10 protein-coding genes are annotated in these 14,277 nt (G+C 43.8%); all 10 read right to left on the reverse strand.

The window, feature by feature from the left end; genetic code table 11:
- Positions 1-166: 166 nt before the first annotated feature.
- Positions 167-1,675 (reverse strand): SNARE domain-containing protein, encoded by a 1,509-nt coding sequence (locus LNTAR_RS20020; protein WP_007280584.1) that lies wholly within the window; start codon positions 1,673-1,675, stop codon positions 167-169.
- Positions 1,676-1,951: 276 nt separating this feature from the next.
- Complete coding sequence (locus LNTAR_RS20025) at positions 1,952-2,911, reverse strand: endonuclease/exonuclease/phosphatase family protein (protein ID WP_007280585.1); 960 nt, start codon at positions 2,909-2,911, stop codon at positions 1,952-1,954.
- Between the two features lie 26 nt (positions 2,912-2,937).
- Positions 2,938-4,416 carry a sulfatase family protein gene (locus LNTAR_RS20030; protein WP_007280586.1) on the reverse strand — a complete coding sequence of 493 codons (1,479 nt, stop codon included), beginning with the start codon at positions 4,414-4,416 and terminating at the stop codon, positions 2,938-2,940.
- Positions 4,413-5,852: a sulfatase-like hydrolase/transferase gene (locus LNTAR_RS20035; RefSeq protein ID WP_007280587.1), complete on the reverse strand. Its 1,440-nt coding sequence runs from the start codon at positions 5,850-5,852 to the stop codon at positions 4,413-4,415. The genes LNTAR_RS20030 and LNTAR_RS20035 overlap by 4 nt, the downstream gene beginning before the upstream one ends.
- A gap of 13 nt (positions 5,853-5,865) precedes the next feature.
- Positions 5,866-7,326 carry a sulfatase family protein gene (locus LNTAR_RS20040; RefSeq protein WP_007280588.1) on the reverse strand — a complete coding sequence of 487 codons (1,461 nt, stop codon included), beginning with the start codon at positions 7,324-7,326 and terminating at the stop codon, positions 5,866-5,868.
- A gap of 29 nt (positions 7,327-7,355) precedes the next feature.
- A complete protein-coding gene (locus tag LNTAR_RS20045; protein WP_007280589.1) occupies positions 7,356-8,315 on the reverse strand; it encodes an alpha/beta hydrolase in 960 nt (319 codons plus the stop codon).
- 2 nt (positions 8,316-8,317) lie between these two features.
- Positions 8,318-9,874, reverse strand: a complete 1,557-nt coding sequence (locus LNTAR_RS20050; RefSeq protein WP_007280590.1) for a glycoside hydrolase family protein — start codon at positions 9,872-9,874, stop codon at positions 8,318-8,320.
- A 471-nt stretch (positions 9,875-10,345) separates the two neighbouring features.
- Positions 10,346-11,116 (reverse strand): AraC family transcriptional regulator, encoded by a 771-nt coding sequence (locus LNTAR_RS20055; RefSeq protein WP_083800100.1) that lies wholly within the window; start codon positions 11,114-11,116, stop codon positions 10,346-10,348.
- Between the two features lie 80 nt (positions 11,117-11,196).
- Positions 11,197-13,284, reverse strand: a complete 2,088-nt coding sequence (locus tag LNTAR_RS20060) for a serine/threonine-protein kinase (RefSeq protein ID WP_007280592.1) — start codon at positions 13,282-13,284, stop codon at positions 11,197-11,199.
- Positions 13,285-13,295: 11 nt separating this feature from the next.
- Positions 13,296-13,898: a sigma-70 family RNA polymerase sigma factor gene (locus LNTAR_RS20065; RefSeq protein ID WP_007280593.1), complete on the reverse strand. Its 603-nt coding sequence runs from the start codon at positions 13,896-13,898 to the stop codon at positions 13,296-13,298.
- Positions 13,899-14,277: the final 379 nt, after the last annotated feature.

Raw genomic sequence — 14,277 nt, forward strand, 5'->3', positions numbered from 1 at the left:
TTTTGGGGACAGGGTGACCCTTTAAAAAGGATAGGTAGTTTTTGGGTTTCCTTTGGCGAGCTTTGGGGGCTTAAGCGATTAGAGACGAGGTAAAATCTACTGGAGCAGGTGTTTATCTCTTATAATCCAAAACATTTTAATAAAGATGGGGCATGATAAAATGAATTTAGCGCCACTCGTGGTTGCCATGCGGGCTTTTATGGCAACTACCTTTGGCAGACCCTATCTCATTGACAAGACAGTAAATACATCTCATTTCGCGAGCCTTGGGAGATGCCTTCGCAGACGCCTCAGCTGCATTAGCTGCATTAGCCTGACGCCTAGCTGAATTTAATAATTCTTGAGCGACTAAGTCGTCATTTTTTTGCTTATTTTTCGCAGACGCCTCAGCTGCATTAGCCTGACGCCTAGCTGAATTTAATAATTCTTGAGCGACTAAGTCGTCATTTTTTTGTTTATTTTTTAGAGTCTTTATTTCCTCTACCGCTTTAATCTCAGCCAATCTATCAACCTCATTTAGACCTTTCCATCGAGCATTTTCCATATCAATTTCATTTTGTAGTTTCTCGATCTTATTTTGAATCCTAGGTATATCCCTGTGCTGACTTGATTCGATCAAAATCTTTGTATCCTCAATCTCAACATTCCACCAATTTATTTCTGCTGCCAGCGCATCGCGAATAAGCCCATAGATTTCATCTTCGGAACCGTATTGGGATTTAATCTTTATTGTACTTCGATTGGCGCGCCATATGCCGAACGGGGTGTCAGACGAAGATCCGCTACAATAAATCAAAACGGCCACTAGGTATAAGCCAGCAATTAAGTAGTAAACTGCATTTACGCCAAAAGCTAAATAATGTAAGGCATGTAGTAAAAGCAATCCTAGCAGAGGTGCTAAAAATAAAAAAGCCAGCTTGCTACAGGCAAATTTAAAAAAACTAAATTGCCCCCAAAAGTATGGCAATAATAAGACGAGAAGACCATAAAACATTGATTTAGAAGGTGCGAATGAAAGGGCCTGTAGAGCTGCCACGATGGATTCCGATGGCACAAGCCAGGATGGAAAGCATGCATAGATAAAATCCGCTACTGAAAAAAGTAATATCGACAGCACCGTTAAGTAAACAACTGAGAACGGCCATGTCGGTAAATCGCGACTTGGAGTGCTCCATCCTGCCCAACAGTCTTTTTGTTCTAAAACCTTATTCCCCTTTGGAGCTATTAACTTGCTCAAGTCAGGATTAAGGCGTTTAATTATCGAAATATAAAGACTCTCCTTAGCGCATACATTTGTATTCACAATGGCTTTCTCATTCAAACTTTCGAAATACTTACACGCCTCATCATAGGCACGCTGCGTACCTTTGGTAAAAAGGTTAATGAAAGAAGCACCCAAACAGAAAGGCATCAAGAGATAAGAAAAAAGTACAGCTATCAAGCCGGGTGAAGTGCGGCTTTTTTCGAACTTCAATCGACACTGAACAAGTACCCGAAAGTTATCCTCCATTTCGTCCGATTTATCCTGTAAATAAGTAGTCACTTGCTTACATTTATCAAGTTGCTCTTCTAAATCAGGGATGCAGTCTATTTCCCGACGAAGTTCTCCCTGCCATTCATTCAGTTCTTTTTGCAGAGAAGATAATTTATTACTTGGGTTATCGTATGTACTCATAGTTTTTCTTATTATTCAAGGTATTAAAATATTAACAAGAGTTTTTTATGGTTGATACAACTAATTGACGCATAAAAGCTTAATTCCACCCTTTCTCCCGCAAAAGATAGGGCGTGGCGAACCCAGAGTTTTGACGGGAGTAAGCAAATGCCAAGCAGGAGCTTGGCGAACCCAGGGTTTTGACGGGAGTGAGGAAATGCCAAGCAGGAGCTTGGCGAACCCAGAAAGCCTAAGTTTTTATTTAGAGCCACTACCTTGTGGAAGGAGATCTTTTCATTATTTTACTTCCTTTAAGGCTGATGCTTTGTCTAACGTGAAAGTGGCGACCACGGCACGGTGGTCAGATGGGTAAGGAGTAACTACGATATCGGCATTCTCGCTGTTTTCGCCGATGATCTTGGCGTCGGTCACTTTAAGTCCTTTGCCTTTGAAGTAGACAAAATCAATGCGATCAAGGTGGGTGGTGGGGTCATCGGCTTTGTATTTAGGTGACCAAGTTAAACCTGGATTTTTCATTTCGTCGGGATAAATAACGCGGTAAGAATCACTGAAGCCAGCTTTGACCATGGCTACGGAATTTGGATAGGCGACTTTGATGGGATGACGGCCGGCTTTGGCGGCCGCTTCGGTCCAATCCAGGTGTGAGGGTTCATTAAAATCACCGACTACAAAAACGGGAGCCTCTTTGTCGGGGAGAGAGCTAATGACTTTAAGGAGCTTTTTAATTTCAGCACCACGGGCCTTTTTTGCCCACTCAATAGCTTCTGCTTCAGTCTTGATAAATTCAATATTATTGGTGTTTTTATGCCATTTTGGACGGATGCCTAGAAGTTGATAAGGTTGGTAAGGGTGAGAGGGCAAGTGCAGGCTAAATGCATAGACTTCCTGACCCGTAGGGAGCTTGATCTTGACTCCGCCGTCGAGGTTCTCGATAATTTCATAAGGCGTTAGGATGATGCCTTTTCTTATATTCGAAGAGTGATTCCAGTCAAGTAGTTTGGCCAGTTTCTGCGTCGTAAACCCCTTGGGGCTTCTTGGTTCCTGAATGCCAACAATATCAGCCTCGGCCTCTTGGATGACCTTGGCGGTTTGCGATAATTCTCGTCCAAACATTTCCCCGCCACGATAAATGTTGTAGGACATGACCCTGAGCTTAGCTTGTTTGCCTTGGGCGTATGCGGAACACGCAAATACTTGTATAAAAGTCAAAAATATGGCTAGCTTACTTACTTTCATTTTCGGGTCCTATTTTTTTGATTGTCTTAGTTTGTCTTGGGGTAGGGGAATTGGTAATCATTGTATTTGATGACCTTCATCCCCTCTGGATCTACATGGCCGTCATCCCCTTGATCTTTCATCCATTTCTTGATGTCTTTTTTGCATTTTGAAATCATGGCAGAATATTCGGAGTTTTCTGCAAGATTCTTAAGTTCATAGGGATCGTTTTGTAAATCATAGAGTTGATACTGTGGTCTGGACCGGATCCTATTGACCATTTTTCCCGCATGTTCATCCGTTTTCATGCGATCAATCATGGATGCATATATGCGGCCGTGATCTGTGGGGCGTACTCTCCCAGTTAAATCAGTGGAAGTGACATTGACCACGTAGAGGTTCTGTGGTGTTAGATTCCATATCAATTTATATTTGCCATTGGTCACGGATCGTATGCTGAAATGGGGGTCCCCTTTAGTTTGGTGGACGCGGTTATTAAAGAGGAAAAAGGCTTGTTTGCGATGAGTTTTTGTTTCTCCTTTTATGAGAGGAAGTAAACTTCTGCCATCTAGATCGGGGGAAGGAGTGCCACCAGCGGCATCGATCAAAGTCGGTACGATATCACAGTATTGAGTAATGGCGTCAGTCGCAAAATTAGCTTTCCAGCTATCGGGACATTTAATGACACAGGCTGAGCGAACTCCCCAGTCAAAGACCGTCCATTTACCTCCCACCATACCAGTGCCATTTTCATCCAGTACAATAATGATGGTATTATCCAATTTCTTATTGTCTTTAAGGATTTTTAGGGTGTCGCCCACTTGACGGTCAAATTCTCTTACTTCGGCCAGGTAGTGCCAATAGGCGGATCTTGTCTGTGGCGTGTCCACTAAATTTGGAGGTAGGACGACTTCCTCTTTTTTCCAGTATTTGGTGTCCCCGACAGTCCAAGGTGAATGGGCATGAATGGAGCCAATAACGAGACAAAAGGGTTGATTGGGATCGCGTTTGATAAAGCTTTGAACTCCGCGCCAGTCATCGGGTTTGGGCTTTGCTTCGGCTGCTTTGCCACAAATACCAGGAACAGTTTCAAATGGGTATACATTCTCGGGACCGATGTGTTTTTTTCCTGCCAGACCAACACGGTAGCCGAGATCGTTGAGGTAGTGCACCATACTTTTAACATCGGGGTTTGTGGCTTTATGATTGCGATAAGTCCCATTTCGCTGGGGCATTAGGCCAGTATATAGCTCGGCGCGAGCAGGGCCACACATGGCTTCGCTCACAAACATATTGGTAAATTTAATGCCGTTTTGGGCAAGTTTGTCGATATGGGGTGTGGTATGGGGATTGGGAGAACCATAACAGCCGATGCTATCTGAGCTTACGTCATCCGCGAGTAAGATGACAAAGTTGGGCTTTTGCTTGATGTCTTTGGCGTGGAGTGAACTTGAGCTTAATAAGCTGATGACACCTATAAGTTGAGTTGTTTGTATGAGGCTAGATAAAAGAGATCTAAATTTCATTTAATTGCCTTAGGGGATTTTGTTGTTTTGAGCTTCATGTCCCAAGGGTTAGTCGCTCTGGGTGTGTAGGCCCGGTGGGCGTCCTTATCGGGAAGTGAGTCGACGATAGCCTGAAACTTTTTTAGGGCCAGTTTGTGCTCTGGGAGCTTGCTATTGAGGAAGTTTGTTTTTTCTCTGGGGTCTATCTTGAGATCGTGGAGGCGGTCGATCGTCTTTTTGTTCGATACCCAGACCTTGTATTGCTTGTCACGGATGACACGCTTGCCAAAGGCGTCTTTGTTGCGCACGCCGTCTTTGGTGATCTGACCGGCGCTTTCGCCGATGGACATGATCCACTCGCGTGGCACGTAGTTTTTGTCGCCTAGGATCAAGGGGGCAAATGATTTCCCATCGATGATGAGATCTTCTGGAATCTGGCCGCCGGCGAGTTCGATGAAGGTAGGAAGCAAGTCAGAGAAATCGGCGATAGCGTCGGTTTTGATTCCAGCGGGAACGAGTCCTGGACAGTTGACAATGAAGGGAGCGCAAACGCCGCGTTCCGACTTTCGTCCCTTTTCTCCTCTGACGGGGAGTCCGTTCACGGTGCCCGTGATGCCAGGGATGGTGCCATTATCTGTTGAAAAGATAATGATGGTTCGATCACGGATCTTTAGTTCTTCAAGGGTGTTAACTATCTGGCCGACAGTTTTGTCTATGTAGCGCACCAAGGCTCTATGCTTAGCGATGCGGGTCTTTACCTTAGGCTCATCAGGGGTTGCCATTAGCGGCGGATGCGGAAGTGGCATTGGGTAATAGAGACACATGGCTTTGTCTTTGTGCTGACGCATGTACTTAATCAGGTAGTCGGTGCAAACGTCAGCAATAAACTCATCTTTGTATACCTTGCTGCCTTCTGCAGGCGTGTTGATGTAAGGGCTATAATTACGGCTCGCACTCACTTTTTCGTTACCGGTCTCGCAGCCCGTCCACATGGCCCAGTCATCGAAGCCATGTTTCTTCAGGACATGAGGTTCGAGTCGAAAGTCATTGATCTGCCACTTGCCTACGGCGCAAGTGGAGTAACCATTATCTCTCATGAGGCTCGCAAAGGTGGAGTTTTCCTTTAGCTTCCAATCAAAGTAGGCGACGCCCCAGCGTGGCACGTCCCAATGACTCGTCCAGCCGGTACGCCAGGGGTATTTACCAGTCAGGACGGTGGTGCGTGAAGGGGTACAGGAGGGCATGGAGTAGGCATTATTAAACATCATGCCACCGGCGGCAAGAGCATCAATATTTGGGGTCTTGATGTCTTCAGCGCCGTAGCAAGATATCCATTCTTTGCCGAGGTCATCGAGCATTATGAATAGGATATTGGGTTTCTCGACGGATGATTGAGGGGTCGTACTACAAAAGCTACTCAAAGAAAAGAGCAATCCTAAAATAATGGCTTTAGTCATGATGTGCTTCCTCTTATCTATTTCTTTTCTTCATAATGTTACGGTCCCAGGGGTTGGCTGCTCGTGGTTCATACAAGGGGCGAGCATCCTTTTCTGGTAGAAAATCAAGTACGGCCTGAAATTTCCCGAGTGCCTGTTGAAGCTCTGGGCTCGTCTTGTCAATGAGGTTATTTTCTTCCCAGGGGTCTTCTTTGAGATTGTGTAAGCGAATGATTTTTCTCTCGTTGTTGATATAAACCTTGTGCTGCTTATCGCGAATAATGCGTGAGGAAAAATCATTGACGCCACGCACACCTTGCGCATCTAGTTTGGCACCACCATAGCCCATGGCCATGATCCAATCGCGGTCTGAGTCCTGCTGTTTACCCAAAATTAAGGGTGCGATAGAGCGGCCATCGACGATGAGATCTGAAGGAGGGGTGCCACCACCGAGTTCAAGGAAGGTGGGGAGCATGTCGGTGAAATCAGTGAGGGCGTCAGTTTCTACACCAGCAGGAACGAGGCCCGGGCCATTAACAATAAAGGGGGCGCAGATGCCTACTTCGGTTTCTGTGGATTTTGCACCCACGATTTTTCTGCCATTGCGGGTGCCGATAACTCCGCGTGGAGGTGGAGCGGAACCATTGTCGGTGGTGAAAATAATAATTGTACGTTCACGAATGCCAAGCTCATCAAGCTCATTTACGAGTTTGCCCACCATCTTATCGATGTAGCGTACCATGGCTTTGTGTTTGCCGAGGACACCTTTGGCTTTGGGCTCATCGGGAGTGGCGGCTACGGGTGTGTGAGGTAACACCATGGGGTAATAAATGCACATGGGCTTGTCTTTGTTTTTGCGCATGAAATTGATCAGATGATCGGTATAGAGGTCGGGACCAAATTGGCCTTTGTAGGTCTTTGAGCCCTCTTTGGTGTTGATATGAGCATTCCAGTAGCGCTGAGTTGATTTTTTTTCATGTGTTTTGTCTTTTGAGGTTTCGCAACCCGTCCACATGGCCCAGTCATCAAAGCCGTGTTTCTGCATGGCGAGAGGCTCGAGGCGGAAGTCATTGAGTTGCCATTTACCCGTTGCAAATGTGCGGTAGCCAAGATCTTTCATTAGGCGGGCAAAAGTGGTGTTGGGCTTTTGCTTCCAGTCAAAGTAGCCGATGCCCCAGCGCGGAACGTCCCAATGATTGACATAGCCCGTACGGAAAGGGTATTTTCCCGTTAAAAGAGTGGTGCGTGAAGGAGTGCAGGAGGGCATGGAGTAGGCATTATTAAAGATCATGCCACCGGCGGCAAGAGCATCAATATTTGGGGTCTTGATGTCTTCAGCGCCGTAGCAAGATATCCATTCTTTGCCGAGGTCATCCACCATGATAAATAGGATATTGGGTTGAGTAGGTGTTTGTTCTGCTGCCATGCCAGTAAAGCAAAGAAAAGTGATAAGTCCAATGATTATTGCACTAGAGAGGCTTGCTTTTTTTGTCATGTTGATAGTTTCCTAAGAATCGAGGGTTTTTATTTAGAAGTTTTATTGAGTGCAGTCACTAGAAAATCGATGGTGCGCTTGATGATCACTTCATGTGATGGTGCAATGGGTGTGGAACCATCGGATTTTCGCCAATTGTGACCGGCATTTTTGATGATCATGATTTCTACGGGGGCTTTAATGAGTTCGGCCTTTTTCTTCATATAATAAGCATGTTTGACGGGGATGGTCGTATCTCCGTCGCCCTGAATCATCAGTAATGGCGGACTGCTTTGCTTAAGGTAATTGACTGGGCTGACTTCGCGATACAAGCGCAGTTTATCCTCCGGTGGGGAATCAGATTTGAGGACACGCGGTCCAAAGCGATCGCGGAATTTTGGGCGATCATCGTGATTGAAGAGCGCGGCTTTTTCGAAATCACAGGGACCGTACCAAGAGACACCGCCAAGCATGGTGTAATTTTGGCCACTTAGTTCGGCAGTACCGGGGAAGTCAGTTGCTTGGGTAAGTATTAGCATTTGAGCCAGGTGACCACCTGCAGAGTCGCCATAGGTGAATACTCGGTTTGGATCGAGATGGAGAGCTTTGCTCTCTTTGGCCAAGTAGCGTAGGGCATCCATAGAATCTGTTACACAATCGCGAATGCTCGTTTTTCCATCTTTGCAGAGGCGGTATTGAACAGCAGCGACACAAAAACCAGCTTCAGTCAAGCCGCGTACCGTTTTGGCGATATTGGCACGGCCTTGTGCTTTATTCTTACTTCCTGCCGCCCAACCGCCACCATGGGTATAGATAACGAGGGGGTATTTACCACTTAATTCAGTCACCGGATAAAAAAGATCCAGGTGTAATTTTCCTTCCGGAGTCGTTTTGTATACAATGTTTTCTTTTAGCTTGATCGGCTTTTCCTGGGAGTTTTGATTAGCCTGCAAGGCTATGCCCGATGCAAAAAAGAGTAGGCTAAAAATGAGCTTAAAGATTTTCATCATGTTTATTTAAATTTTAGTTCGAAACTATTGATTTCTGGTTTTGATTTGTTTTTCGTTGTATCGCTCAACTTAAGTTCAAAGCAGAAGCCGTAGCCTTCCGGAAGTTGACTTAAGTCCATTGAAGCTGGAAGGCGTTTAACCTGTTTGGAGAAGCCTTTGATGTAGTCGTATTTTTCTTTGACTTGTTGCCAATCACTCCAAGTATCGACCTTGCCGTCGTTCGTTGTATCGACACCGACGCGTGCCTCGACTTTTTCTACCCATGGCCCAGGGCTGACGTAATCTTTATTAGTTTGATTGATGAGGTAGAATTTTCCTTCGGCAAAGCCGATATCCGGGTCGGGGTGACCATTGCCTAGCTCGCCAATGAGTTCAAATTTTTGATCTAGGCTCGGAGAGGTGAAAATGCCGATGCGAATTTTTTTGTTCGCGGGATGGTAGTCACCAACGAGGTAGTATTGGCCACCAATAGCAATGGAGGCCCAGTCGCCGTAGGCGTTTTGCGTGGGTGAGTGGATTTCGTACTTGGCAAAAGCTCTTGTGTCGCCCTTCTTGAGACGGTACTCGCGATTGTCCTCTTGCAGCGTTTTGCCTGGAAAGTTTTTTGGGTCCTCAAGGTGCCAGTGAGGGTGGGGGTATTCGGCGAATTTTCCCGTGGGCTCAGTGCGATCATCCACTGCGGGGGCGAGAATCTTGAAATCGCCTTTACCATCTTCACTTATGGCATGACCCGCTAAGGGCGAGTCCCAGGAATGTTTACGGGCATTGATCGGGCTATAATCTTCGTAAATGAGGTGGAATTTGCCATCTAGATCACGAATGATGGTGCAATCAGAGCCATCTGAGGGGTCTTTGAAGGCTAGCCCCATGTCTTTGCCAGGCTTGCCATCAGTGAGGTCGTCGTCGATGTAGAGGTGGGGGTCTTGATCATTGGGGAAGTCGTAATAAATGTAGGCTTTGCCATCGACGAATTCGGCAGTTGTGGACCATTTGGCGTGTTTGGGAGTGACGGAGCCATGGTGAACCCAGTTAATCATGTCACGGCTTTGCCAAGCATTGTAGCCACCTTGGTTTCTCTGAGCGGCGCCGGGGGCATCGAAAAGGTGGGGATGGGGAGTGGTTTTTAGGGGAACATCAAAGCCTTCTAAATTGGCTTCTTTTGCTTCGAAGCCTTTAGTTTTTTTGTTTCTGTTGCGTCCCATGATCCAATAATCATTGGGGCCCTTGACGAGAAAGATCGGGGCATCGCCGAGTGTGGGAGGAGTGATTTTTTTCTTTGTGGCTTCCCAGTTTTCCCACTTGGTAGAAGCTGTCAGAGTCATTGATTGAGCCGAACGTTTTTGTTCAAAGCGCTGTAGCTTGCTGTGGTAGACACCCTGCTGATCGACTAGGCTGAGCAGATTATCGTCAACTTTCAGACCTTGGATTTCTCGCTGTGCAGTTTTCCAGTCTTCAGCAGTATCGATTCGCCACGCATTTTCATTATTGGCCGCACTTAGAGTGAGCATTGAGCTCAGCATTAAAGCCGATAGGCCAGTTAGAGTTTTAGTAAAATTCATATGGTACCTTAATTAAATGAAAGTGATTTGAATTGCTTAACCAGAGTTTTTAAAGAGTGCTACTACTTATGGTAAGTGGGAGTTTATTTTTCATCAAAGATTAGAAACAGCTAAAAAAGCTTAAGTAATATAGGTGACTCAAAAGCTGAGAGTGAAGATATTTTTTAGATAAATAAGAAATGCATAAATGATAAATACGATCACCCACAGGAATGATGAGCCCGTACGAGGGGCTTTTCCTGCTTAATGGTGGGTGATACTGGGGAAATGATGCACAGCGTTTTGGATTTGAATAAATAAGCTGCGCTAGTGGTTTTTGTATGTAGTTCAAGCTTCAGCTTGCGAAGGAATATAAGTTCTAGGTCCTGTTTTTTCTGCAGTTCGGCACTCTAAAGAGTGGACTACATACCTGAGTCATGAAATTAGCTTATCCCATTTTTCACATAGCTTCTTAAGCCTGCTGATCTGATACTAGTTTTCTTGCTTCATTCTCTTTAAGAATTGTTTTGGAGTCTCGTTCATTTCTTTTTTGAAGATGCGACAGAAATGTGAGGTGTCGTAAAAATCGAGTTCTTGGGTGATTTGTGAGACCTTATGATGATTTTGAAGCATGACACAAGCCTCTTTAATCTTTTCTTGTTGTATATATTGGCCCGGTGATACTCCCACAATTTTGCGAAAAATGCTAATGAAATAAGTTTTATCCAATTGAAGGAGCTTAGCGAGATCTTCAATTTTTGGTGAGTATCGGATGTTTTCTGCGATGTAGTCAAAAATGGGAAGAAGTCGGTGCAGGGCTGAAGAACTCTTTTTGACTTCTTTGAGGAAGGGGCAAATGAGTAGTTGAATGATAGCGGAGCGTTCAAGGTTATCACCGTTTTGTTTGAGCAATTGCTTAAAAAGTTCTTCAGTCAAAAGGGGTTTTTCGACTTTTAACTGAGGCGGTGTGTTCATGAATTCAAAAAGATCGAGAGTCTGGTAGACTTGCGCTTTAAATTGGCAATTAAATAAGTCGAAATTTAACTTGCTACTCAAGGTAAAATGCGTGCCCGCGGGAATGAGGATTATACAATTTTCTTCGAGGGGAGTCACGTTAGACTCGCTAGTAAAATTTACTTCTCCTTTGCTGAGATAGAAGAGTTGATGAGATGTAGATTTTTGTAGATGACTGGGGGTTAATGACTTCTCATTTATTAGAGAAGCATCGAGATAGGTGAATTGACTGTTGTGATAAAAATCCATAGTGTAAGGTACAGTACGGACTTAAGAGGTCAATAGATTATACAATTTTTATAATATTTTGTACAGTAAGTTCGGGTTGATTAGTTTTTTGAAATGATAATTTTGACTTTTTTGTTCAATTGTTTTATGTCTTGCGCATTAAGCTGGCCTGGGTGGATAGTTAATATTTCTAGGTCTTTTAAGTCTCTTAAAATAATACTGTCTCTCACTGCAGAATGACTGATGTTTAAAACTCGGATGGACAGGCTTTTAAGTTTAGTCAGATTTGAGATAGAGGTATGAGATATATTTAATTCTCTAAGGTCCTTATTCTCTAAGGTCTGGAGTTCAATAATTTTAGTTCTACTTACATTTAGAGAGCGCAGAGGCTGATTTCTAAAGCAGATGAAATTTTTTATACCTGTATTAGACAAATCGGCTGTGTGAGCGGGGAAGTTCTGTAGGATTAAACAAGATTGCATCCAAGGATTATTCGAGAGATCAAGTGAGTGGGACTTAGGATCAAAGTGAAAGTTAAAGCTGTAAGGACTTGTGTGGCGTTTGATGGCTTTATTATTTTGAGCTAAAATGATTTCCTTAGAGAGCTCTACTCTTTTTTCTAAACTTATCTGACTATAGGCCTTGTGATGGATGAGGCTGCCGGTTAAATGATTATTGTTCATTTGTTGAATACGTTTAAATAAAAGTGTAAATTGCTCGGTGTTGAGCTCGCTTTTGTCATCGTTTTTGATCTGAGCAAATTTTTGGGCAAGTTCTAATAATCTCTTTCTTTCATGAGCTTTTTTAAAGGCGATGATCGCACTGTTAAATTCTTCATAAATTAAGTGCAGGGTTCCTTTGAGGGTCCAAGCATCCTGTAGTGTGGGGTCCAATTCGACAGCGCTATTGCAGAAGTTTATGGCATCGTCAAAATGATGTGTGTTGAAGGCAAGTTGTGCGCGCTCTAGGAAGCGTGGAGCGGCACCCTTGTTGAATTTCCGATGGTATTCATTTTCTAATTTTAGTTTAGATGCTTCCAGCTCTGATTTTTCGGCTTTTTGCAGGGCGTTGAGTTTTTCGAGCTTGAGGTTATTGAAAGCAAACCAAGAAGTGAATAGACTGATAAATACTATGATGAGTGATGCAATACTCAGGGTGCGATGCCTCTTGTACCATAATCGCATTAACTTAAGTAGAGAAGCATTTTCTGCATCTGTCGCAAAGCCCTGACGGTAATCGAGAATTTCTTTTTGTAAATCAGTTACACTGGCATAGCGCTCTTCAGGATTTGGAGAAAGGGCCTTGAGGCAAACGGCTTCGAGTGATGACGGTATAAGTGAATTGATTTCAGTGGGTTTACGATAATGACCCTTGACTGTATTATTCATGACTGTTATTAAATCAGCGCCTTTAAAGGGCTTTTCTAGAGTCAATATTTTGTAGAGTACGCAGCCCAAAGAAAAGATATCAGTATGAACTCCTTTTTTTTCTTTAATTAAACGCGTTTGTTCAGGAGCCATATAGCCTGGAGTTCCCTTGACAAGGCCATCAATAGTGAGATCGTCCCCTTTGGGGTTGAAGGTGTAACATTCGAGAAGTTCTTCATCGCACACAGAGGCCATGACTTTTGCGAGCCCCCAATCACAGAGCAAGACATCGCCATAGTCGCTAATTTGTATATTGTCGGGTTTGATATCGAGATGAAGGACTCCACGAGAATGGGCATAGGCAAGGGCATCACAAATTTTCATGAAGGCATCTAAGCGTTCATTGAGTTCGCTAAATTGCTGGGATTTCCCCTCTTTTAAATTTTTAAGAACCTGTTCTAGAGATGAGCCCGAAACAAGTTTCATAGTGAACCAGGGTTGTTGATCTTTGAGTCCTAGATCATGTAAAGGGATGATGTTGGGATGTTGTAGGGCGGCTGTGAGTCTAGCCTCTTTTAAAAAGAGTTCTTTTTGTTGATCTTTGGCTGACTTTTTCAAGCTTGCCATGGCCACTTCACGTCCCGTTTTTAAGTCGCGACAGCTATGGATGATTTTGATGCCGCCCTCATCGAGGTATTTGAAGTCACTGTAACGGTCGGTAATCGTGGCAATTGCATCTAGAAGTGGAAGATTATCTAATTCGTCGAGCTCATCAAAAAAGTCAGCGAGTTTTTCGTCGAAATAATCATCATCGGAACTCATAGGGCTTAAATCTAGGCTCCTAAGTCGTGGTTTAAACGCGACATTTCTCGCAGTAGGACTTTTTTGACGCGTGATTTGTAGACGCGAATGGAGCTTTCGGTCAAGTTAAAACGCTCTCCAAGGACTTTTGTATTGGGCTCATGAATTGAGGCTTCGAAAATCTCGCGGCAGCGTTGTGGGAATTCATCTTTGACATTATTCCAAGCCAAATTAGAGACATAAATCTTCCATTCTTTTTCAGCGATGATATTTATTTCGGGCTCAGTTATGGCGTCGAGTGCATGAAGGGTGGCATCATAGTCGGTGTTTTTAGCATCGTTTCTGGTGGACTTTTTACGGAAAAAATTATAGACAATACTTTTGATGACGAGACAAAGCCAAGTTCGAAAAGTGCATTCGCCTTCGCGGTATTCATAATTGGGCAAAGACTTCCAGACTTTAACTAAGACATCTTGCAGTAAATCTTCGATGAGTTCTTGTTTCACACCGAGGTTGCGGATGACGGCGTAAATGTAGCCTTGGTAGTATTGCACAAACTCTTCCCAAGAATGATCATCATCTGCCTTGGCGATTTTTGAGAGAAGTGTTTGGCGCGTATGATATTTTTTTTCCATGAGGAACTCAAGTTATCTAGATAATAACACAAAATATAACTCTGAGTGTTAAAATACAAAGTTCAATAGTAGCCTTTAAACACTGTCTAATTAATTATCCTGAATCTCTGAGCTCCATTAAGCTAATTATCTGGGCTTTTATCTCAATTAAGGTACAGTTTTTCAAAAGATCTAAAGATATTCCTGTGAAAAAATTAGAATTCATTTTAAATAACATAGCTAACAGCTCCTACCAAAGCCTGTTCACGGATTTAGGGTTATCTAAAATAAGTAAATACTAGGCAAGTGAAGTTGAACTTGATCATTTTTTATAATAAAAATACAATTACAGAGTAATGATGAGAGTTTTTATGGGTTTAGTAGTCATATAGCAAGAACT

It is taken from the genome of Lentisphaera araneosa HTCC2155, from assembly GCF_000170755.1.
GTDB lineage: Bacteria > Verrucomicrobiota > Lentisphaeria > Lentisphaerales > Lentisphaeraceae > Lentisphaera > Lentisphaera araneosa.

Bases quoted from the DNA above. Each gene is read 5' to 3' on its own strand.
- LNTAR_RS20065 (WP_007280593.1), bottom strand. From the start codon at position 13,898: ATGGAAAAAAAATATCATACGCGCCAAACACTTCTCTCAAAAATCGCC.
- LNTAR_RS20035 (WP_007280587.1), bottom strand. From the start codon at position 5,852: ATGACTAAAGCCATTATTTTAGGATTGCTCTTTTCTTTGAGTAGCTTT.
- LNTAR_RS20050 (WP_007280590.1), bottom strand. From the start codon at position 9,874: ATGAATTTTACTAAAACTCTAACTGGCCTATCGGCTTTAATGCTGAGC.
- LNTAR_RS20040 (WP_007280588.1), bottom strand. From the start codon at position 7,326: ATGACAAAAAAAGCAAGCCTCTCTAGTGCAATAATCATTGGACTTATC.
- LNTAR_RS20025 (WP_007280585.1), bottom strand. From the start codon at position 2,911: ATGAAAGTAAGTAAGCTAGCCATATTTTTGACTTTTATACAAGTATTT.
- LNTAR_RS20060 (WP_007280592.1), bottom strand. From the start codon at position 13,284: ATGAGTTCCGATGATGATTATTTCGACGAAAAACTCGCTGACTTTTTT.
- LNTAR_RS20020 (WP_007280584.1), bottom strand. From the start codon at position 1,675: ATGAGTACATACGATAACCCAAGTAATAAATTATCTTCTCTGCAAAAA.
- LNTAR_RS20030 (WP_007280586.1), bottom strand. From the start codon at position 4,416: ATGAAATTTAGATCTCTTTTATCTAGCCTCATACAAACAACTCAACTT.
- LNTAR_RS20045 (WP_007280589.1), bottom strand. From the start codon at position 8,315: ATGATGAAAATCTTTAAGCTCATTTTTAGCCTACTCTTTTTTGCATCG.
- LNTAR_RS20055 (WP_083800100.1), bottom strand. From the start codon at position 11,116: ATGGATTTTTATCACAACAGTCAATTCACCTATCTCGATGCTTCTCTA.